Genomic DNA, 21,050 nt, shown 5'->3' with positions numbered 1-21,050 from the left:
TTAAGTGGTGATTGGACGTCCGCCGATCCATACGCCGCGAATATTAAATTCAGCATCAAGGCGTAGGATATCGCCGCGTTTTCCAGCCTCCAAGGAGCCAATGCTTCGTTCCATTCCAATGGACGCCGCTGGCGTAAGGCTTGCAGCGCGGGAGGCTTCTTCCAAGGTGAGTCCTACCTCTTGGATCAGATAACGGAAGCCGCGAATCATCGTTAGTGTGCTTCCAGCTAGAGCAGCAGGATTATCTTTAAGGGTGGCGATGCCATCTTGAACGAGTACAGGTAAATCACCGATTGTATATTCACCATCACTAAGTCCAGTTGCAGACATGGCGTCAGTAATCAGTAATAAATTGTTCTCTTTCTTGAGACGGGTCAATATAGAAATGGCTGCGGGATGAACATGAATCCCGTCGGCTATAATCTCTGCGCGAATGCGTTTATCGAACAAAATAGCTCCAGCCGCTCCAGGTTTACGGTGATGTAGGGGTGTCATCGCATTGAACATATGCACAGCTTGGTTAAGTCCAGCATCTGCTGCGGCAATAACCTCTTCAAAGGAGGCATCCGTATGCCCGAGCGCTGCAGTTATACCGTGCTTGCGCAGCCAGAGAATAGCTTCGAGGGTACCTTCACGTTCCGGAGCAAGCGTGACTTGCCGGATCATTCCTGGATAATCGTTCTCCCATTGTGCTAGCCACTCAATATTGGCAGGAACAATATGCTCTGGATTTTGTGCGCCGGACCATTTCGGGCTGATGAAAGGTCCTTCCAAATGCATGCCTGCGATTTGTGTGTAAGGCATTTCAGCAGCGCGATAAGCGCTGACTTCGGAGAATACTTGGTCAATAGCAGACTTGGAAGCGGTCATGGTTGTAGCCAGCATTGTTGTTGTTCCTTGGGAACTATGGAACTTAGTGATGGCATTCAGCGATTCAGTATCACTGTACATAAAGTCGTGGCCAGCTCCACCATGAACATGTACATCTACAAATCCGGGGATCAGGAGATCCGTTGCTTGACCACTGGCAGGCCAATGCGCGTAACGCTCTGGAAGCCAAGCCGCATCGCCAGCATAGTGGATCTGCTCTCCAGATACGGCAATCACACCGTGCTCAATTAAACCTTGGGGAGTCAGTACCTTACCGAACAGCAACTGTTCTAGTTCTTTATTTATTTCAGCCATTTGCCTGCTCCTTCATCTACGAGAACGATTACATTTGGATGACTCTGCAGCAAGGATGCAGGGCATTGGGTTGTAATCGGGCCTTCCACAGCATTGCGGATAGCTTCAGCTTTGCCGGCACCACGAACCAATAAGAGGATTTGGCGTGCTTTTAGGATGCCTCCAATGCCCATTGTGATCGCTTGCCGAGGGACCTCATCCAAACTGTCAAAGAATCTAGCATTTGCTTCCCGGGTATCTTCAAGCAGGTCGACGACATGGGTTTTGCTGCTGAGGTTAGCATCGGGTTCGTTGAATCCAATGTGGCCGTTGCTGCCAATACCGAGAATCTGCAAGTCAACGGGTCCGTTTTCTTCCAGCATTTTATCGTATGCAAGGCATTCTGCTTCCATATCCGCTGCGTTTCCGTTAGGGATATGTGTCTGTCCTGGATCAATATCTATATGGTTAAATAATTGCTCGTTCATGAAACTGCGATAGCTTTGTGGATGGTCGACAGGCAAGCCGATATACTCATCCAGATTAAAGGAAGTTGCTTTAGAGAAACTCACAAGTCCTTTTTGGTGCATTTCAACCAATTTGGCATAAACCCCAACTGGGGAGCTTCCGGTCGCAAGACCGAGCACGGCTTTAGGATTGCTTTGCAGCAGGCTGGCAATAAGATTCGCACCCGTTTGTACGAAATCTTCATCACTATGGAACTTTAGAATATTCATTAGGATTGTCCTCCTCGTTTGTTTCGGTATTGTTGGACATTGAGATAAGATTGCTCCAGTCTAGGAATAAAATCCCCAAAACGGGTGCTGACCATTCCAGTGAACAAAATATCAATGATGTGAAGCTGAGCTATGCGTGAGGCCATGTCTCCCCGTCGCATGCCTTTCTCCAAAGATGAGGAGAATAGGGGGATATCCGCCAGAGTAGCCAAGGTGCTGCTGCCATAAGAGGTTAGTGCGATAGTGCTTGCTCCGCTAGCCTTCGCACACATCAAGGCATCAATGGTCTCGGGAGTCTCTCCCGAATAGGATACTGCGAACACGACATCACCTTCGGAGAGTGATGAAGCAGAGGTAATCTGCATATGGGAATCAGCAAAAGCAGTACAATTTACGCCTATGCGGATCAGCTTCTGATAGAAATCCTGAGCGACAATGGAAGAGGTCGCCATCCCGTACAGATCAACGCGGCGTGCTTGGCACAATAAATGAACTGCTGCCTGCAATCGCTCCAGATCTAACAGTGAGGTAGTATCCCGGATGGAGGTCAGATGGTTCGTCTGCATCGCTTCCACAATCACGGAGAGTGGGTTGCCGGCTACAATATCTTGATAAGAAGAGCCACCATCCTGCGGCGAGGCATCACTATGAGCAATTTCTGCTGCCAGCTTCACCTTGAAATCCGGAAAGCCTTTAAAATGAAGCACCTTACAGAAACGTGTGATCGTTGCCGGGCTTATTCCGCATTGTTCTGCTAATTCTGTAATGCCCATATGAACGATTTCGCCTGGTGAGGAGAGAATTCGTTCAGCCAGCTTTCGTTCCATTTGAGAGAGCTTGGCCTTCTCATGCTCGAGTGCATGCAGTATTGGGGACATCCATTCATCCACCTCGTTTCAATGGGGTATTGAAATTATTTTTATGATTATTAACTAAATGCAGAAAATTATTTTCATATTTAGGATAAAACAAATTCCATTCGGAAGCAAGGGATAAAAATGAATACTAAAGGGGAATATGCAAAAATAAAAAACGGTCTACTCGCAGAAGGCTGCAAAGTGGACCGTTAAAATGATGTAATTACTGAGATATAAGATGAAAAGGATACTATACTGTATTGCGTTCTATAATACGGTACTCAAGCTTGCGATGAACGGGTTGTCCATCATTTCGCTGGATCTGATCATAGATAATCCGAAAAGCGGATATGCCCATTTCAGTTAACTGATTATCTACAGTGGTCAGACCTAACGTTCGGCCGATAGGCTGATCATCAAATCCAATGACGGCCAAATCTTCAGGAATGCGGATACCCTTTTTCCAAGCTTCGATGATTAAACCAGCCGCTATATGATCGCCTGCTGAAATAATCAGGGCATCAGGACGATTCTTCATCTGCAGCAGTTGGTGAAGTACGCGGGCACCGTCCTCTTCGGTCAGACAGTTATAGATCATCCATTCATCATTGTAAGGCTGATCTGTAGCTTCTAGAAAGTCTCTAAAGGCAATTTGGCGGATAGAGCTGCTGCTGCCGTGTGGTCTTCCTTCACAGTAGCCAATATGGCGGTAACCTTTATCATTCAAATATTGAAGGCCACTGCGAAAAGCAGAATAATGCTCAATATATACAGAAGAAAATTGGCGTTCTCCCCTATCCTGACATACCACAATAGGACCATAAGCTGTATATTCTTCAATAGCTTCTGAGCTCATTGTTGAAGAGACCATAACTACACCGTCAATTTCTTTGTTCCGCAGCATCTCAAGCACCTTAATTTCTTCTTCCGTACGATAATCGGTTTGGCAGAGAACGAGCCGGTATTGAGCCAGCAGTGCTTCTTGAGCCAAGCCTGCAATAATGACTGAGAAATAAAATAAGTTGGTATACGGAATAATAACAGCTATAGCTTGAGTCCGCCCAGTGATCAGATGCACGGCGTTCATATTACGCGTGTAGTTTAATTTTTCAATAGTATTTAGGACTGCGGTTCGTTTGACTTCACTTACATAAGGGTGATTATTGAGCACCCGCGAGACTGTTGTCACAGAAACACCAGCCATACGGGCAATTTCTTTAATATTAGCCATTAGAGTACAACAGCCTCCCTTTTGTGCTTGTGTATAGTCATTTTATTTTATCATATTGTCCGCAAATTACCTCCCAAATAAAAAGCTTGCTATGGAATCCATTTCATAAATTAGACTGTAAATGCAAGAGATTACCGGACTAAACCGGCGTAACCACAAGGGCGTGACGGACCGGTATATCTATTGTATTAATAAAACTAAGCTGTTCGTGAAGCCTTTGGCGATCTGTTCCGAAACAGCTCCCACACAATAAACAGCAGGACAAGCAGCTGTGGAAGCAAGGTTTCCCAAGTGGGATACATGCCAAGCCAGTTAATTGAAGGCAAGCCCTCTTGTACATGTGCAGGAAGTTTGCCGGCGACCTGAAGCGAGTGAATGCTCTCCCCAAGAAAGCGGAATACTAGGTAATAAATCAGAATTGTAGCTGTACGGAAGAAGGCGGCAATCGGCAATTTTGCACTCAAGGCAATAATTGCATAACCTACAATACCAAGAATAATCAGAGCACATCCAATCCCAAGCAGTAATTGAGACAGCTTGATGGATGGAGCCATGCCCACATAAAAGATTGTAGTCTCTGCACCTTCACGTAAAATCGCAAGCGCTGCAACGGAGGACAGCGACCAAAGATTTCCTTTGGCCAGCGCGCCATCAACTTGCCTACCCACGTAGTTGTTCCAATTTGCAGTGTTTGATTTGCTATGCAACCAGCGTCCGATTGTGAGCATCATAACTACCGCGACAAGACCAGTAATCCCTTCAATCATCTCCCGTGCTCCCCCGGAAGCTGCCCGAGAAATGGTATAAGTGAGCACAACAGCCAATCCGATACTTGCGATGAGGCCGACAGCTGCACCGGACCAGATCCATTTTTGCGCTTTGGCGTTGCCATCACGTTTCAGGTAAGCAAGAAGAGCTGACAAGACGAGAATAGCCTCAAGTCCTTCGCGCAACAGAATCAAAGCGGCATCCCAAGCATTATAAGTGGTTTCACCAGCCAAAGGCGTTAGTTCGCTAAGCATATTGTCCATGATGGTTAAAGCTTGATCCAGTTTAGGCGGATTTGAGAGCAGGTAACCTGTGACAGCCGCACTCTCATTTTCGATATTGTTGTAGACTGTTGGTGAGGCGATCTGGACTTGCCCTTCGGCAGAAGGCCAGGCTACGATGAATTGCTCCATGATGTTAGCGGCCTCTGTGCTGTTATTGTCTTTGGCAGCGGAGGATGCTTTGTTCAGGTAGCTGATTAATCCCTCTATAGAAGCTGGTTCACTGGAAGTATCCCCAGCGTCAATGGTTTTGCCTTCACTGTAATCAGCCAGCAGTTGATACAGAGCTTCTGCTTCCGATTTCGCCGATGCCTCGCGAAGCGGTTCAGCCTGCAGCGCAATCCGCAGCAGGCTTATTCGCGTCTCCAGCAGGCTGTAGACGGCGGAATCGTCCGCCCGGATGTTGCGCTCCGCCGGCTTCCATCCGCTGACGATGTCGCGGTACGCTGCCGCTGCCGCGCTCCAGTCGGCGCTGCGCGCCGCATCCCGCGTGCGTTCCGCCGCGGGCAAAAGCTTCGCCGCCGTCTCGCGTCCGGCGGCTCCAGTGTCACCGCCGACCGTGCCGGAGGCGGCGGTGACGTACGCGTCCACGCTTCTCGCGAGCGTGGACAGTGCGGTTTTGGCGGGCTCGCCGCCGCCCGCCGCAAGGGCTTTCGCCGCGTCTGCAAGCGCGGCGTCAACGGCAGCAGCCGGACCGGTGAGTGCCGGGTCCGGCGTGCCTGTGTTCGCGGTGCGCCACAGCGCAGCGAACACTTCTACATCGGCCGCGGCCGCGTCCCAGCGGCTCTGGCCGGCTTCGACGAGCGCGCTGCCGACCGGCGGCAGGAGCTCGTCGACCGTGCCATCGCCCTCCGCCCCCGCGGGGCTGGAGAGCAAAAGCATACACAAAAAGCCAAACAGAATCAGCAAGGCAACCTTTGGCATTTGCCGTTTAGGATGCGTAAGAGATAACATCGGGATAATCCCCCTTCAATAATGGACAGCCATAAATTTAGCTTAGTAGTGATTCCCCGATAAAGCCGCCACTGCGGACACCGGGGAAGCAGGCAAATACCGCGCTGCCGGTGTGAGTCATATATTCGTTCAGGAGATCAGTCTTAGAGAGGCGCTGCTGAATGGCAACGAATTGTTTCATTAAATCACGTTGAAAGCTAATGAATAACAAACCTGCATCAAGCTGTCCCGTGGTGACGTCCAAACCGCTGGAAAAAGAGTAGGAGCGGCGCAGCATTTTGACTGTACCGTCACCATGCGCCAATGCGGAATGTGAATTCGCCGGAATGACAGGTTTCCCGGAAGCGTCCGCTGCTGAAAGATCCAGATCATCAAATTCATCCTTAGCTCCGAGTGGAGCTCCGGTGTGACGATAACGCCCGAAGGTAGCCTCCTGATCACTTAGCGAAGACCGATCCCAGACTTCAATACGCAGACGCACCCGGCGTACCGCCATATAAGTGCCACCGCTCATCCAAGAAGGACCGTCACTGCTGCTGTTCCAGACCACTTTGTTCATTTCAGAGTTATCAGTTGTATCGGGATTGCCCGTGCCGTCTTTGAAACCCAAAAGATTGCGTGGCGTAGCCCCCTTGGGATCCGCTGCTCCAGTGCGTTGAAAACCTTCCTGTGTCCAGCGCAGTACAGCAGTCCCCCGGGCGATACGCGCCAGATTGCGGATCGCATGGAATGCGACCTGCAGATCATCCGCACAGGCTTGCACACAAATATCCCCGCCACACCATTTCGGATCAAGATTGTCACCCGCAAATGCCGGAAGATCGGTCAATAGGGCTGGGCGTTTCGAAGCTAAGCCGAATCTTTCATCAAAAAAGGAAGGACCAACACCAAAGGTCAGCGTACACCGTGCAGGGTTTAGCCCGTCCGCTTCCCCGGTGTCTGAGGGTGGAAGATTGGGGTTGTCATTTACGTCACCAATAAGCTCGCCAGTAGTAAGAGCGGCAGCGGCAGTGGTCCATGCTTGCATTATTTTTTTCACATCGGCCAGTTTGGTTGTGGTGAAATCAAAGGCAGCAAAATAAATAAAGTTCTGTGCAGGTGTCAAAATCCCCGCCTGATGGCTCCCATAAAAAGGAATGGAACTGGAATCACCTTCTGCGGATTTCGTTGGCTCAGCTACAGCATTACGCGCAGCCATAATTCCACCGACACCTCCGCCCCCTAACAAAAGACCAAGGCCAGTGGCGCCAGTAAGCCGCAGCATATCGCGGCGGCTTAATTTTTTACCAAATATAGGCTCATTCTTCGATTGATCATTAAGAGGGGGACTTTCAGGATTACCTGGTACTCCAGTGAACTTGTTATGTTTATTCATGAGGGTCACACTCCTAGAATAGTTCCCATATTGGACAATGGCTCAGCCAAGGCGTCCAAATTCTGACTCAGTTTACGTACTTCATCTTCTTTCAGCTCTTCATAGGAAACATATCCATCTCCGGATTTGAAAGGGGCAAGCTCAGCTTGCAAGGCAGCGAATCGTTCACCAATGGTTTTTTCAAGATCGGCATCTTTTTTAGCTAGTTCTGGTTTTAACAGCTCGTATATCTTTTGCGCACCCTCAACGTTTGCGACGAAATCATACAGGTCTGTGTGCGAGTAACGTTCTTCCTCTCCGGTTACTTTTGAGGAGGAGACCTCATTTAAAAGCTCAACAGCACCAGTTACGAGCAGATTCGCGTTGATCTCAACGGTCTCAACTTTCGCACGCAGCAGCTGTGCATCCTTCAGCAATTGGTCAGCAACTTCTGTCATGTCTTTAGTTGTATTGTCCTGCCAGAGTGCTTTCTCAAGCTTGTGGAAACCGCGCCATTCTGCCGCATCTACATCATTTTCCCGGGCATCGATATTTGGGTCCAAGTCACCAAGTGCTTCTGCAATAGGCTCAATCCGTTCGTAGTACATGCGGGCAGGAGCGTAGAGCGCCTTAGCCTCATCAATCTTGTCCTCTTTTACAGCGTTGGTGAAACTCTCTGTTTGCTTCACAAATTCATCACATTGCTGGATGACGTATGTGCGATATTGATCTATAGCTGACGTGAAGTCAGCGGTGGCAGTCTCCGGTGTGTTGGTAGCCGCATCAGTCGTCGGTGCGTTGGTGGCTGTAGTGCTGTTGGCAACAGTATTTGTAGAATGGTTGTTATTGGCACATCCAGTGAACAGTATGGAGGCCGCAAGTAGACTTGCAGGCACAGCATAAGCAAATTTCATTAAAAAAACACCCCTTTTTTTATATCTAAATGATAATCGTTATCAATTATGCTGGACTTATCATAAGTCCGTATACAATTACTGTCAATATAAAAATGTGATGTATCTCATTGTAATAATTGCACGACAAAAAACTCCCAGGGTTGGGAGTATAGTTTGTAGCAATGTATCCGATTACAATTGAAAAAGCAGAATAGTAACCGACCCGGCGAACTTTTGTGCATACGTAGTAACTAAAGGACCCAGATGACACTAAATGCAGCATTATTTGATATTTGAGTCGCTATCGGACCGCATAGTCGCTATTGGCTTAGAAAGTACCCTATATGAGCCTGTTTCTAAGGAATAGCGTCACTGGAGTCCGAAACTTCGCTCAAAAGGCGATAAATTTGTTAATAACGCCATCTGGGTCCGAAAGCCTCAGTAGGGGCGGTGAATACACTATTGAAGCGGGTAGCCGACCTGGCGAACCATTGCGTGCACGCAGTAGTAACCGCCCCAGCAAACTTTTGCGCATACGCAGTAACTAAAGGACTCAGATGACACTACATGCAGCATTATTTGATATTTGAGTCGCTATCGGACCGCATAGTCGCTATTGGCTTGAAAAGTACCCTATATGAGCCTGTTTCTAAGGAATAGCGTCACTGGAGTCCGAAACTTCGCTCAAAAGGCGATAAATTTGTTAATAACGCCATCTGGGTCCGAAAGCCTCAGTAGGGGCTGATGAATACACTATTGGAGCGGGCAGCCGAACCGGCGAACCATTACGCGCACGCAGCAGTAACCTACCTAGCGAACCAGTGTGTTTATGCAGCAGTAAAGCCCCAGCGAACCAGTGTGTGTATGCAGCAGTAAAGCCCCAGCGAATCTTTGCGCGTACGCAGTAGTAACGGCCCCAGCGAACTTTTGCGCATAAGCAGTAACTAAAGGACCCAGATGACACTAAATGCAGTATTATGCGATATTTGAGTCGCTATCGGACCGCATAGTCGCTGTTGGTTTGAAAAGTACCCTATATGAGCCTGTTTCTAAGGAATAGCGTCACTGGAGTCCGAAACTTCGCTCAAAAGGCGATAAATTTGTTAATAACGCCATCTGGGTCCGAAAGCCTCAGTTGGGGCTGGTGAATACACTATTGGAGCGGGCAGCCAACAGCCTACAACATAAAGCAGCGATTCCCATTAATGGCGAATCGCTGCTCTAAGTCGTTTACGATGTTTAAATGAAGGGAACCGTCTCATTTATAGTTAATTAAGCTGTTAATGTGACAGTTCCATTCTTTGAAGGTTTGATCTGCTTAAGAATAAGATCAAGGCGTCATCCGCTTTTTATCGTTCATTATGGGATTCATGATCTGCAGAGGGTTGGTTTTCGAACACTTCTGCAGCTTCCTCTGCAGAAAATTCAGGTTCGAATTTACCTACGAGTGGTAATTTGTTTAATTTCGTTGTTTGTACTTCTGCTTTGGTAGGTTGATTGTTTTTTGAATGGCTCATACATACACCTCCTTTAATAAGAAACAACAAACCGTAGTTTGCCCTGAAAAAAGATGTTCTTATTCATGAAAATTTCAGGATTTTGCATTTGAATGAACTAAGCCCATTTTATAATTGTGACAGCACCATTAACATCAACACTACATAATATGTTTTGACTGTATCCCTTTACCTTGTTATACCAAACAAACCCAGGGCAAGGAGGGGTGACACCATTGAAGGGGAACGAACACCACAGCAAATTTCTGTTGACTCATCGTGAGCGCGAAGTTTTTGAGCTTCTCGTGCAGGACAAAACGACTCGTGATATCGCTGGCTTATTATTTATCAGCGAAAAAACAGTTCGAAACCACATTTCCAATGTAATGCAAAAACTAAACGTTAAAGGCCGTTCACAAGCGGTTGTCGAGCTGATCAAGCTTGGGGAGCTGAAAATATAGCTGGCCATGTCTTCGGAAGTGACGCGTTTAAGCCTTCTTTTGCCCTTCGGGGCAAAGGGAGGTTTTTTGTTTACTCACCAAAACAACTGAAGAGTGAGTTAGATCACCGTATGATTTTTATGGCATGATAAATTAGAGCTATTAAGGTAGTTCAGGAGGATCTGTTATGACCAGATATGAACAACAAAGAAATTTTCTGAAATCCAATTTTCATGAATTCAAACATATCAAAACAGATAAGATCAAGGGAATTGCACAACCGCCAATTGTTAAGCCATTTGTTTCAGATTCACTAATTATTGATTTGCCCAAGGTCAGCAAAGACGTTGTGAGTAAAGAAAATATTTTTGATTGTATAGATCAAAGAAGAAGTACACGGTTCTATTCTGAGGATACTGTGAGTCTGGAGGAGTTATCCTATTTATTATGGGCTACCCAAGGGATTAGCGGTATGAATAAGAACGGACTTACGCTGCGGACTGTACCCTGCAGTGGGGCGACGCACACCTTTGAAACCTATTTAATGATTATGCGTGTAGAGGGCATTGGGCAAGGGATCTACAGATATCTGCCTGTGGAACATAAGCTCTTATTTATGTTTGAATTAGATCAACTTGAACAAAAGATTGATGCTATTACTTTGGATCAGCCCTTTGTCCCTAACTTTGCCAAAAAGGCTTCTGTATTGTTTGCCTGGAGTACCACACCCTACCGCTCCGAATGGAAGTATGATATTTCTGCTCACAAAAAAATCCTCATCGATGTTGGACATGTCTGCCAGAACCTTTATTTAGCCAGCGAATCCATCGGTGCAGGTGCTTGCGCAATTGGAATCTATGATCAAAAGTTGATAGATGAGATTTTAGAATTAGACGGTGATGAAGAGTTTGTTATCTATCTTGGGGCAGTTGGGAAGAAACGAGAGTAGCTATGAAGGCTAGATACGGCTTCGGAAGTGAGACATATAAGCCTTTTTCACCCTTCGGGGTGGGAAAGGTTTTTTTGATTATAATCCAGTGTATTTGCCCAACTGCTCAGTCTGAACGAAGAGGAAATCGTAATGTTTAATTGATAATCATTCTCATTGCATATATAATTAACCCAAAGTAAGAGGAAGCAGGGATGAGCATGGAGCGAAGCAATGGACTGAAAGAAGCAGAAACGATTGATGCCCATAAGACGCTTACATGTGAAGGGGTAGATTATAATTATCGTTTTGATGGGGCTCATTTTGAGATTAAACCTCCAGTCGAAATAGGGGAAGGCAGTTGCCGCAGCCTGCTTAGCCATGGGTATATCCAGATGACAGATTTTAATCTCTGTTTTAATCGGGATATCGAAGCGAAGGGCAATTTTAGCACTCCGCGTACAGAGCTGGCATTCTGCATGGGGCATGGCATTGAGTGGGGGACCTCGCTGAAATCGGACTATTTTGTTATAGATACAGGAGAAATCGCGCTGTTTCATGGCGGAGTAAGAAGTGAAAACTGCACATACCTGAGTGGAGCGGGGTACCGATTCATCAGCATAGATATGAGCCCTGCACAATTTGAGCGGATGACCAGTGGTCTGACTGAGGATACACGGCTTCGCATCGGAGCTGGTGCGGGTTTGTTTTTTGGAAAAAATAACATCACACCATCCATCCGCTTCATTCTATCGCAGATTGCGGATTGTTCCTATAGCCATGGCATGCGTGAACTTTATCTGGAGGGCAAAATGCTGGAGCTTATGGCGGTCTATCTCAATGAATCTTTATATGAAGCAGACCGGATTCCACGCTCGGTCAAGCTGTCCAGAGAGGATATGGAGAGCCTGCGGCTCGCTAAGGAGATTTTACAGCGTGATTATTTGCACCCGCCGACGCTTGCAGGCCTTTCTCGCATTATATGCCTCAATGAGTTCAAGCTGAAAAAGGGCTTTAAGGAAATGTTTGGTTATACCGTGCATGCCTTCGTTATCGAACAACGGATGCAGAGAGCGCAGCAGCTGCTGGAACAAGGGAGTATGACTGTAAGTGAAGCAGCTTCCAGGGTTGGATACGGTAATGTGAGTCATTTCTCGGCAGCCTTCCGCAAAAAGTTCGGTGTGCGTCCAGGAGAATATCTGATCAGCGGCAGGCAGCGTCTCTTCGGTATTAAGTTGTAAGTCCGTATCCTGCACAGATGCTCCTGATTTGGTTAATTATAATCCCTTAAACGGTAGCAATGGTGAACAACGTTCCTATACACTAGTGCACAGAGAATCATTCTCAGTGCACTTTTTTTGCGCGTAATTACCAAGAGTGGGGGAACAGCTGTGAGTAAAACCAAAACCGGCATGCCAAGGCTGCTGGAGATCGCCGGAGAGAAGCGAGGTTTGCTGCTCTTGTCCGGAATATTGTCATCTGTCAGCGCCGTATTAATGCTGATTCCGTTTTTGTCTGTTTATTTCATTTTGGCAGAGCTGCTGCGCCATGCTTCATTGCCCGGACAGGTAGACGGTGCGTATATGATCCGCTGGGGGTGGATTGCACTTGGAGGGTTAATCGGAGGGCTGGTGACTTCGTATTGTGGTATTATGTGCTCGCATATTGCGGCTTTTCGAATTCAATATAATTTGCGTGTGCGAATGACCGAGCATTTGGGCAGATTGCCGCTCGGATTCCTGAACGGGACTTCAACAGGCGTGGTCAAGAAGACGCTAGAGCAGAATGTCGACAAGGTGGAAAATTTCGTAGCGCATCAGCTTCCCGATTTAGTCAGCGTGCTGGCTTCTACGGTGCTGATGATCGTGGCGATGTTTTGGCTTAGTCCGCCGTTAGCGGTAGCTTGCCTGCTGCCGATAATTATAGGATTAGGTGTGCAGTCAGCGCTTATGATGAGCAGCAGAGGCAAGGCCAGTGTGAAGCAGTATCATGATTCGTTGGAGCAGATCAATACTTCGGCGGTGCAGTATGTACGGGGGATGCCCGCGGTTAAGGTGTTCGGGCAGACGGTGCATTCTTTCAGAAAGTTCTACAGTGATATGACCAGCTACCGCGATTATTGTCTGGAGTATACGGACCGTTATCAAACAGGTTATATCTTATTCAAAACATTGCTTGCGTCACCGTTTACCTTTATTTTGCCGGTGGGCGTCTTCATGCTAAGCGGTCGGCCGGATTCCATGTCCTTTGCGCTTGTGCTGTTGTTCTTTCTGATTATGGCACCCGGCGTTTCATCTCCGCTCTACAAGCTACTTCTGCTGGCTTCAAGCACTCGGGATATTGGCGAAGGCGTGGAGCGGATGGACCGTCTCTTGGCACAGCAGCCTGTACCGGAAATAGCAGAACCGCTATCCCCGCATACTTTTGATGTTGAATTTGTGGATGTAACTTTCTCCTACAGTGAAGATGCAGGGACTGCAGCGGCGCTCAGCGAAGTCTCATTCCGTGCGGAACAAGGGAAGGTTACAGCACTGGTAGGCCCGTCAGGTTCGGGAAAATCGACGGTGGCCAGCTTGGTGCCGCGGTTCTGGGACCCGCAAGTGGGTGCGATCCGTATCGGTGGAGTCGATATTCGCCATATGGCGATCCATGAATTAATGAATACTGTTGCTTTTGTATTTCAAGAAACCTTCCTGTTCTATGACACTTTGTATGAGAATATTGCTGTCGGCAAACCGGGAGCGACTTTGGAGGAAGTCCAGGCTGCAGCCAGAGCGGCACAATGCGACGAGTTCATTACTCGGCTGCCGCAGGGATACGATACGTTAATTGGTGAAGGCGGTGTCTATCTCTCGGGTGGTGAGGAGCAGCGCATTGCGGTAGCTCGGGCTATTCTCAAAAATGCACCAGTGCTCGTGCTCGACGAAGCGACCGCTTTTGCCGACCCGGAAAATGAGTTTCATATGCAGTTAGCACTTACGGAGCTTATGCGCGGCAAGACGGTTATTGTCATTGCTCACCGACTCTCCTCTATACGTGAAGCTGCACAAATTCTGGTGCTACGGGATGGAGAAATCGTGGAACGTGGAGAGCACGCAGGTTTGATTGAGGCGGACGGGCTTTACACAAAAATGTGGCATGCCTACACTGACGCCGGAGATTGGCATATGGAAAAAGGAGGGGATCAGCTATGAAGGTATTGCATAATATTACTGCCGGTAAACCGCAGCAGTTGCTGAAGCCTGTGCTTTTTTCCTTGTTGGCTAATCTAGTTAGTGTGCTGCCGTTCGCGCTTGTAATTGAGGCGGTGCGGTTGATTTTTGCTCCTTATATTACTGTAGGCGCAGAACTTCAGACAGAACGCCTTTGGTGGATCTGCGCAGGGCTTGTCGCCGTCATGGTGCTGATGTTCCTGAGTGAGATTCCCGCCTATCGCACCGCTTACCGCGGGGCATACAATGTTGCTGCACAGGGACGTGCGGAATTAGCAGAACATCTGCGGAAGCTTCCGCTGGGTTACCTGACTCGCCGGGACCCAGGGGATTTAGCCAATATGATGATGGGCGATTTCACGCTCGTTGAGACGGGCATATCACATCTGCTGCCACAGCTTGCGGGAGCTTTTGTACTGCCGATATTTGCACTTGCTGGTTTACTGTTTCTGGACTGGCGGATGGCGCTTTCTATGTTCGTAGCGCTGCCGGTTGCTCTCCTGATCATGTATATATCGGGCAAGCTGCGGCGGAGACTCGGAGCGGATCATATGAAGGCCAAGCTGAACGCTGCGAACCGCTTGCAAGAATACTTGAACGGTATACGGGTGATGAAGGCCTATAACCTGACGGGAGAACGATTTGTCCGTCTGGATAACTCTTTTAAAACTTTGATGAAGGAAAGTGTGAAGCTGGAAGGGATGTTCGGTCCGGTTATTCTAACCGCTATGGCTCTTCTTCGTGCGGGACTGACCTTAATGGTATACGTAGGTGTTCATCTATTATTAGGGGGGGAGCTCGGTATTTTGCAGTTGGCAGTATTCCTTATTGTCGGCACACGTATCTATGATCCATTGACCACAGCGCTAGCCAATTATGCCGAATTCCGCTATAACGAACAAGCGGGTGAACGTATAGTAGACCTGCTACGCCAGCCGGTAATGACAGGTAATACGAGTCCTCTTCCTAAAAGCAGCACCATTCGGTTTGACAATGTAACCTTCAGCTATGGAGGAGAGCCTGTTCTCAAAAATTTAAGTCTGGAAATGCCGCAAGGTTCACTAACTGCAATTGTGGGCCCGTCAGGCAGCGGCAAGAGTACAGTGCTGCGCCTGATCTCACGTTTCTATGATCCTGAAGAAGGGAGCGTTCTGCTAGGTGGGCGCAACATCAAGGATATTGATCCAGAACATCTGCTAGGATCCGTATCGGTGGTGTTTCAGGATGTGTACCTGTTCCAAGATACCATCGGGAACAACATTGCTTTTGGGCGGCCGGGGGCGTCGCGTCGGGATATTCAGCAGGCAGCGCAAATGGCTCACTGCCATGATTTCATCATGAAATTACCGCTTGGTTATGATACGCCGGTAGGCGAAGGCGGCAGTACGCTCTCCGGAGGGGAGAAGCAGCGAATTTCCATTGCCCGTGCGATTCTCAAGAATGCTCCAATTGTGCTGTTGGATGAAGCTACTGCATCGCTTGACCCGCAGAATGAGGCCGAAATCCAGAAAGGAATTGATGCGTTGATTACGGGCAGAACCGTCATTGTTATCGCCCACCGGCTGAAAACCATACGCGGTGCGGACAACATTATCGTACTGGAAGACGGTCGGCTGGTCGAGCAGGGACGACATGAAGCCTTACTGTTGCGCGGCGGACTGTACGACCGGCTCTGGAAGCTGCAACAGCAATCCGTTGGATTCCGCATCACATCTTAGGCAATGCTCGGCACATTTTAGGAGGGAAACGTATGGCTATAACAAAGGATGAATCCGCTTGGCCGATCATAAGCCTTAGTTTGGGGGAGGCGTTTGATCAGGAGACAGTAGAAGAATATATCGCTTATTGGGAAGAACTGCTCGCGCGCCGATCTGCCTTCGGCCTGCTGATGGTGCATTCTGCTGAGAAAAACACACGTCCAGAGCGTGCGGTCACACAGCTGTATATGAACTGGTGCAAGATGAACAAGCGGGAAATCGCCCAATATTGTTCAGGCATCGCGGTCGTAATGCAGAATGCAAAGTTGCTTGCTGTCTACAAGCCAGTTACAGCGTTGTCCACTAAAAGAACCTACGGCTGCCGGAGGCGCTTTCTCCGGAGAGGCTGAGGCGATAAGGTGGCTGGAGGAGCAGTTGACTAAGGCACCCTCGGGTACGAAAACCTAATATAGCTGCCCATAATTTGGGGATACACATTTAAGCTTTCTTCACCCTTTTGGGTGGGGAAGGTTTTTTTGTCTAGAAAGATAAGAATCCGCCAACCCCTTACAACCAACGTGTCAGAGTAAGCTTTTTGAAATATAAATGGGGTGTGTTAGATGAAGATAAATAATAATTATTTGAAAGAAGAATTAAACCAAGAAGTTTGTAGAGGAATTAGGTTTTCAAACATTAGAGGATGATCTCTAGCCAATGGTTATTTCAAGTGGTCGAAGAGATGATGGACTTCTTTATTATTGACTTGCTGAAGTTACCTGATGACCTACCAATCCTAATAGATTTAGGAATAATGCCTGAATTTATATTACCGTTTATCCCGGAAGAGAGAATGATATGTTTTTATACATCCGATGCGGAGATTGAGAAACACAGTAATAAATCCATGATTAAGTTCTCCAATGAAATAAAGAACGCTTGCACTAAGCTGGGCATCAAAACCATAGAAAGAACACCAAACATGAGCGTAGAAGAACAATTTAGGTTAGTTCGTGAACATTTTAAAATGTAGGGATGACCGAAAGGTATACCTACTCAAAGAAACCATTCCTTTGTCAGGGATGGTTTCTTCATAACTAGAAAAGTACACAGGTGTGCCCGTATAATAAATAGGAGCAAGTAATTGGCAGTAGACTGATGATGAGGGGAGAGAAGACATGTTTTTCTTTAAGAAAAATAAAGGCATCACAAAAGAGGAACTGCAGGCCCTGGTTGAAGGCTTGGAGCAGGCTTATATGGATAAGGATGAAGAAGGTTTGAGCAAAAGATTTCATCCAGATAAGAGGGGAATGTCCTTTTTAAATCATTTTCAATTAATGATGACATTTCAAATCTATAATATAAAATCTGAAATTCTCGAATTTGAATTGCTGTCAATGGATGCCACTAAAGCAGTCTTTACATACACTCGGAAGCACATTCATACCTGTATCAACCCCGCCGATGAACGTGAGGAAAAAAGAAATCAAATTATCAGTTATTACGTTGAGGCTGTGAAGGAAAATGGTTCAATTTGGATTACGAGGTACAGCCCGTATAGCACGATTTATGTAGATAAGAAGGGTGATTTCCTTAGTGGTGTGGATGCGGTCATTCCTCCTGGAGAAGAGATCAATTCAGGCATTGCGCGATTCATCCCGTATTTTCAACTTGATAGCTATGTACCTGCAACCTTCCATGTCTACAGTAACAGTCAATTTATCGGATATTATCCGCTGGGAGAATACCATCGGTACGAACCTTCGCATACGTTCACGATTAATTATTTTGATAAGATAGAGGCATCTTCTGTAGAGAAGCATACAGCGGATTATATCTCCCAAGAGACCTTGTTGACCGCTCAAGTACTGCATCAGACTGATAATAGCTCTATAGTGGAGACGCAGTTGATGAACAATAATGTATTAGAGCATGAACTTGTTACCAGCCTGCTTACGAAGGATGGGTTCTATATGATTAGATTTCTGTATGACAAAGGGGAGCCGATCCCGCCAGAGGAGCGAGAAAAGTGGAAGCGTGAGATGGTCACTTTAATAGAAAAAGAGCACAGCAGTTAACACAGAAACTTGCCGTTACAGACAACACGCGAACCGTATCCTAAGTAACGATAAGTTTTTTTGGTAATAATGAGAGAAAAGGAGAGATGGAAATGTCCTATATCGTTGATTTTAAAAATGTGTCTACGGTTGGATTAGAATCTTCACCTGTAGTAGATGCACTTGCTGGTCTGCGTGCTAATGAGGCCCGTTACTTTATGAACAAATACAAACATGAGTTTACGGTTGTACAAGCCAGCGAAAGTCAGGAGACCCTTGATTATGTGAACCGAATTTTAAAAGAAGAACGTGATATTGAGTTTGCGGCCAAGCCTTTAGAAACGTCGCGTTTTCAAGTGGAAAACATTAAATTTGCTTATGTCTTTTATGAGGATGGTCTTGCAGTCAACGTTATGTATACGGTGGATGACCCTAAGAAGCGGGCTGTTGGTTTTAAGCTTTCTGAGGGGATGGAGATCCCAAAGGAGCTTGAAGAGAAGTTTAAGTTTGCTAGGCAGAAGTCCAAGTTAGCCGGAACAATTCGGGGTTCGTTTTTTGTAATTAAAGGAGAGTATTAAGGTTAGCAAAATTGCAACTTAATCAATGAGAGGGCCATCCTGTAAAAGGATGGCCCTAAATCTTGCCGATATAGATAATTTGCGTAGGTTATCTATGGGAATGGACTCTCATTCAAGAGGCCGAATTTATTATATAGAGCAACGAAAACTGGAGTTGCGAGCGTACTTCATAATTATTTTGCATGAATAGCTGGAACGGTGAAATGTACGGTATAAATCCCGTAGAAAAGAGCTGAGGTGGCTTGGCTATATCGACTTGGTTGGAGACTCTCCGGGGGCATCAGATTTGATCCATTCAAATGTGTTCGACAAGTCACCTATCATTTGACAATGATAATGGTTATCGTTTACGATTTTGGTTTGTATAGGGATTTGCAGCTGCAAAGGGTTAGCATGCTTTTGGACTTGGGAGGTTTAACAGTGAATTGGGAAGAATACATCCAGGTATGGGACGCTTCATGGATTCAACTGGTGGATATTCGCCAACATGTGATACGTAGACAGAGTAAACAGCAACATATACTCCCAGCTAGTTGTTTTATATTTGTCGTGCGGGGGCAAGGTGCTATCTGGTTGGATGGTAATAGGCATTCCTTAGAACGATTCTTTGTTTTACATGCGGGAAAAGGAAGTAACATCAAGTTCGAGGTTGGACATGAGGATGTCACATACTATTACATTTTATATAGAGGTAGTATTTCTACTAAAGCTAGTAAAACAATATTGAAATCCTATTATATAAATAACCCTTTTCATCTGCAATATGCATGTAAACCAAATTCTCCGGTTGTTTTATACCGTCATGCGGAATCGATGTATGAGGAATGGAATCGCAGACCGGCTATGGAACGGTTCCAGGCGAAAATCCAGTTTTATCAGTTTGTATATACACTTGTCCAGCAGTTACAGCTTCAAGGAGTTGCCCCCAAAGAAATAGATTTAGTGGAACAGATCATTCAATACATTCACAAACATTATTATGAACCTATTTCACTTGAATCTATGGCAGAAGTATGGAATTATAGCATTCAATACTTATCGAGGCAGTTCAAACGCCGTACAGGGAGAAGTCCCATTGAATATGTAATTCAGACCAGGATGGCTAAAGCGAAGGAGTTACTGATTCAAACCGATGCCACCGTACAGGAGATTGCTGTAAGCGTAGGTTATAGTGATGTCTTTTATTTTACCCGTCTGTTTAAGAAGCAGGTTGGGACAACGCCAGTTCAATACAAAAATAAGGTGAAGTCAGGTTTGATCGTTTCAGATAGTCCATGGCAAGAGTTCTTATCCTCCATGGGCAAATATTCTTCTGCTTGTTATATTGATGATGATAATCATTATCAATTAAAACTTGAAGGGGATAAACAGATGTTAAAGGGGATCGAAACGAAAAAAGGATTAATGCTAATGCTTGTGCTCACACTGTTACTTACAGCTTGCGGAAATGGGAACACTAGCCGTAATAGCAATGCGGGAGCAGAACCAACACAAAGTAAACCTTCCAATCAGGCCATTGAAAATACGGGTTTACGGAAAATAACAACGGTCATGGGGGATGTTAATGTTCCAGCCAATCCCCAACGTGTTGTAGTTGACTGGGATTTGGGACCAGTCTTAGCAGTTGGGGTAGTACCGGTTGGCGCATCAAATACCCAACTGGAGTATTCTCAGTTTCTCAAACCTTTCTTAGATGAGACGGTACAAGATATAGGGGCAGAAGGAAGTATTTCTTTTGAAAAAGTATTAGAGCTAGCGCCAGACGTCATCATAACCTGGAATAAAGATGCTTATAGTAACTATTCTAAGATCGCACCGACCGTATTATTTGATACAAGTAAATACGCAACGATTCAAGAAGAGATTACAGCTATGGGAGAAATTCTGGATCGAGAAGAAGAGGCTAAACAGTTTGTGGCAGATTTCGAAAAACGTAAAATAGCTGCCCGCGAAAAAATTAATAATGTACTTGCAAAAGATGCAACTATTTCTATCGTAGATTATATCACCGTAGAGAAATTTTTAATGGTCATTGGTAATCAGGGTGAGAGAGGCGGCAGAGCTACTTACGATATTTTGGGTCTGAATCCCGCTCCAAAAGTTCAAAGTGAAATCATTGATAAGGAAATGAGCCGGGTTGAAGTTTCTTGGGAAACGGTAAATGATTATGTAGGTGACTACGTTATTGTCCTTACCGTAAAGGACAAAGAACCGCCTAAGTTGCCAGCAACATGGAAGATGTTGGATGCAGTCAAAAACAATCGAATGATTGAGATTGATATGGAAAAATATTTTGCAGCAGATTCATACTCCTCCTTATTACAAGCCGAAGATATTGCCGACAAATTATCGAAGCTGGCTTCATCAAAATAACCTTATTGGATTGAACCTACCTGAAGCCAT

At 46.3% G+C, this 21,050-nt stretch carries 18 protein-coding genes; 10 read left to right on the top strand and 8 right to left on the bottom strand.

Annotation, left to right across the window (positions count from 1 at the left end):
- From nagA to NSQ55_RS24915, 8 genes are all read right to left on the bottom strand, one after another.
- Window positions 1-1,185, bottom strand: coding sequence for an N-acetylglucosamine-6-phosphate deacetylase (nagA, locus tag NSQ55_RS24950; protein ID WP_339169612.1), 1,185 nt, complete (start codon window positions 1,183-1,185; stop codon window positions 1-3).
- Window positions 1,173-1,901 (bottom strand): glucosamine-6-phosphate deaminase, encoded by a 729-nt coding sequence (gene nagB / locus NSQ55_RS24945; RefSeq protein ID WP_076130421.1) that lies wholly within the window; start codon window positions 1,899-1,901, stop codon window positions 1,173-1,175. The genes nagA and nagB overlap by 13 nt, the downstream gene beginning before the upstream one ends.
- Window positions 1,901-2,779, bottom strand: coding sequence for a MurR/RpiR family transcriptional regulator (locus NSQ55_RS24940; RefSeq protein ID WP_339169610.1), 879 nt, complete (start codon window positions 2,777-2,779; stop codon window positions 1,901-1,903). The genes nagB and NSQ55_RS24940 overlap by 1 nt, the downstream gene beginning before the upstream one ends.
- 229 nt (window positions 2,780-3,008) lie before the next feature.
- On the bottom strand, window positions 3,009-3,989 hold the full coding sequence (locus tag NSQ55_RS24935) for a LacI family DNA-binding transcriptional regulator (protein ID WP_076130419.1): 981 nt from the start codon (window positions 3,987-3,989) through the stop codon (window positions 3,009-3,011).
- Between the two features lie 197 nt (window positions 3,990-4,186).
- The gene (locus tag NSQ55_RS24930) at window positions 4,187-5,629 is read right to left on the bottom strand and encodes an FTR1 family protein (protein WP_256715864.1); all 1,443 of its coding nucleotides are present in this window, start codon (window positions 5,627-5,629) and stop codon (window positions 4,187-4,189) included.
- Window positions 5,630-6,029: 400 nt separating this feature from the next.
- Complete coding sequence (gene efeB / locus NSQ55_RS24925; RefSeq protein ID WP_339169608.1) at window positions 6,030-7,367, bottom strand: iron uptake transporter deferrochelatase/peroxidase subunit; 1,338 nt, start codon at window positions 7,365-7,367, stop codon at window positions 6,030-6,032.
- Window positions 7,368-7,372: 5 nt separating this feature from the next.
- Entirely contained in the window at window positions 7,373-8,260 is an 888-nt protein-coding gene (gene efeO, locus NSQ55_RS24920; protein ID WP_339169607.1) for an iron uptake system protein EfeO, read from the bottom strand.
- A 1,331-nt stretch (window positions 8,261-9,591) separates the two neighbouring features.
- Window positions 9,592-9,759 carry a hypothetical protein gene (locus NSQ55_RS24915; protein ID WP_169744806.1) on the bottom strand — a complete coding sequence of 56 codons (168 nt, stop codon included), beginning with the start codon at window positions 9,757-9,759 and terminating at the stop codon, window positions 9,592-9,594.
- Between the two features lie 215 nt (window positions 9,760-9,974).
- Between NSQ55_RS24915 and NSQ55_RS24910 the strand changes: the two genes are divergently transcribed.
- From NSQ55_RS24910 to NSQ55_RS24865, 10 genes are all read left to right on the top strand, one after another.
- Window positions 9,975-10,199, top strand: coding sequence for a LuxR C-terminal-related transcriptional regulator (locus NSQ55_RS24910; protein WP_019908812.1), 225 nt, complete (start codon window positions 9,975-9,977; stop codon window positions 10,197-10,199).
- Window positions 10,200-10,365: 166 nt separating this feature from the next.
- The gene (locus tag NSQ55_RS24905) at window positions 10,366-11,127 is read left to right on the top strand and encodes a SagB/ThcOx family dehydrogenase (RefSeq protein ID WP_076186419.1); all 762 of its coding nucleotides are present in this window, start codon (window positions 10,366-10,368) and stop codon (window positions 11,125-11,127) included.
- 194 nt (window positions 11,128-11,321) lie between these two features.
- Window positions 11,322-12,347, top strand: a complete 1,026-nt coding sequence (locus tag NSQ55_RS24900; protein ID WP_339169600.1) for an AraC family transcriptional regulator — start codon at window positions 11,322-11,324, stop codon at window positions 12,345-12,347.
- A gap of 171 nt (window positions 12,348-12,518) precedes the next feature.
- Window positions 12,519-14,300, top strand: a complete 1,782-nt coding sequence (locus NSQ55_RS24895; RefSeq protein ID WP_339174601.1) for an ABC transporter ATP-binding protein — start codon at window positions 12,519-12,521, stop codon at window positions 14,298-14,300.
- Complete coding sequence (locus tag NSQ55_RS24890) at window positions 14,297-16,036, top strand: ABC transporter ATP-binding protein (RefSeq protein WP_339169599.1); 1,740 nt, start codon at window positions 14,297-14,299, stop codon at window positions 16,034-16,036. Before NSQ55_RS24895 ends, NSQ55_RS24890 begins: the two co-directional genes overlap by 4 nt.
- A 32-nt stretch (window positions 16,037-16,068) precedes the next feature.
- Entirely contained in the window at window positions 16,069-16,425 is a 357-nt protein-coding gene (locus tag NSQ55_RS24885) for a hypothetical protein (RefSeq protein ID WP_339169598.1), read from the top strand.
- A gap of 290 nt (window positions 16,426-16,715) precedes the next feature.
- Window positions 16,716-17,045 (top strand): hypothetical protein, encoded by a 330-nt coding sequence (locus NSQ55_RS24880; protein WP_339169597.1) that lies wholly within the window; start codon window positions 16,716-16,718, stop codon window positions 17,043-17,045.
- A 145-nt stretch (window positions 17,046-17,190) separates the two neighbouring features.
- Window positions 17,191-18,090, top strand: coding sequence for a hypothetical protein (locus tag NSQ55_RS24875; RefSeq protein ID WP_076186413.1), 900 nt, complete (start codon window positions 17,191-17,193; stop codon window positions 18,088-18,090).
- Between the two features lie 92 nt (window positions 18,091-18,182).
- On the top strand, window positions 18,183-18,647 hold the full coding sequence (locus NSQ55_RS24870) for a phage tail protein (RefSeq protein WP_076186411.1): 465 nt from the start codon (window positions 18,183-18,185) through the stop codon (window positions 18,645-18,647).
- 420 nt (window positions 18,648-19,067) lie between these two features.
- Entirely contained in the window at window positions 19,068-21,020 is a 1,953-nt protein-coding gene (locus NSQ55_RS24865) for an AraC family transcriptional regulator (protein WP_076303269.1), read from the top strand.
- Window positions 21,021-21,050 lie beyond the last annotated feature (30 nt).

The sequence above is a fragment of the Paenibacillus sp. FSL H7-0943 genome, from assembly GCF_037963265.1.
Lineage (GTDB): Bacteria > Bacillota > Bacilli > Paenibacillales > Paenibacillaceae > Paenibacillus_AQ > Paenibacillus_AQ odorifer.
This window is presented reverse-complemented; position numbering and strand designations above follow the sequence as displayed.

Coding starts and splice junctions, on each gene's coding strand:
- NSQ55_RS24900 (WP_339169600.1), top strand. CDS start 11,322: ATGAGCATGGAGCGAAGCAATGGACTGAAAGAAGCAGAAACGATTGAT.
- NSQ55_RS24905 (WP_076186419.1), top strand. CDS start 10,366: ATGACCAGATATGAACAACAAAGAAATTTTCTGAAATCCAATTTTCAT.
- NSQ55_RS24890 (WP_339169599.1), top strand. CDS start 14,297: ATGAAGGTATTGCATAATATTACTGCCGGTAAACCGCAGCAGTTGCTG.
- NSQ55_RS24885 (WP_339169598.1), top strand. CDS start 16,069: ATGGCTATAACAAAGGATGAATCCGCTTGGCCGATCATAAGCCTTAGT.
- NSQ55_RS24875 (WP_076186413.1), top strand. CDS start 17,191: ATGTTTTTCTTTAAGAAAAATAAAGGCATCACAAAAGAGGAACTGCAG.
- NSQ55_RS24880 (WP_339169597.1), top strand. CDS start 16,716: ATGATCTCTAGCCAATGGTTATTTCAAGTGGTCGAAGAGATGATGGAC.
- nagB (WP_076130421.1), bottom strand. CDS start 1,901: ATGAATATTCTAAAGTTCCATAGTGATGAAGATTTCGTACAAACGGGT.
- NSQ55_RS24895 (WP_339174601.1), top strand. CDS start 12,519: ATGCCAAGGCTGCTGGAGATCGCCGGAGAGAAGCGAGGTTTGCTGCTC.
- efeO (WP_339169607.1), bottom strand. CDS start 8,260: ATGAAATTTGCTTATGCTGTGCCTGCAAGTCTACTTGCGGCCTCCATA.
- NSQ55_RS24935 (WP_076130419.1), bottom strand. CDS start 3,989: ATGGCTAATATTAAAGAAATTGCCCGTATGGCTGGTGTTTCTGTGACA.
- NSQ55_RS24915 (WP_169744806.1), bottom strand. CDS start 9,759: ATGAGCCATTCAAAAAACAATCAACCTACCAAAGCAGAAGTACAAACA.
- NSQ55_RS24870 (WP_076186411.1), top strand. CDS start 18,183: ATGTCCTATATCGTTGATTTTAAAAATGTGTCTACGGTTGGATTAGAA.
- nagA (WP_339169612.1), bottom strand. CDS start 1,185: ATGGCTGAAATAAATAAAGAACTAGAACAGTTGCTGTTCGGTAAGGTA.
- NSQ55_RS24940 (WP_339169610.1), bottom strand. CDS start 2,779: ATGTCCCCAATACTGCATGCACTCGAGCATGAGAAGGCCAAGCTCTCT.
- efeB (WP_339169608.1), bottom strand. CDS start 7,367: ATGAATAAACATAACAAGTTCACTGGAGTACCAGGTAATCCTGAAAGT.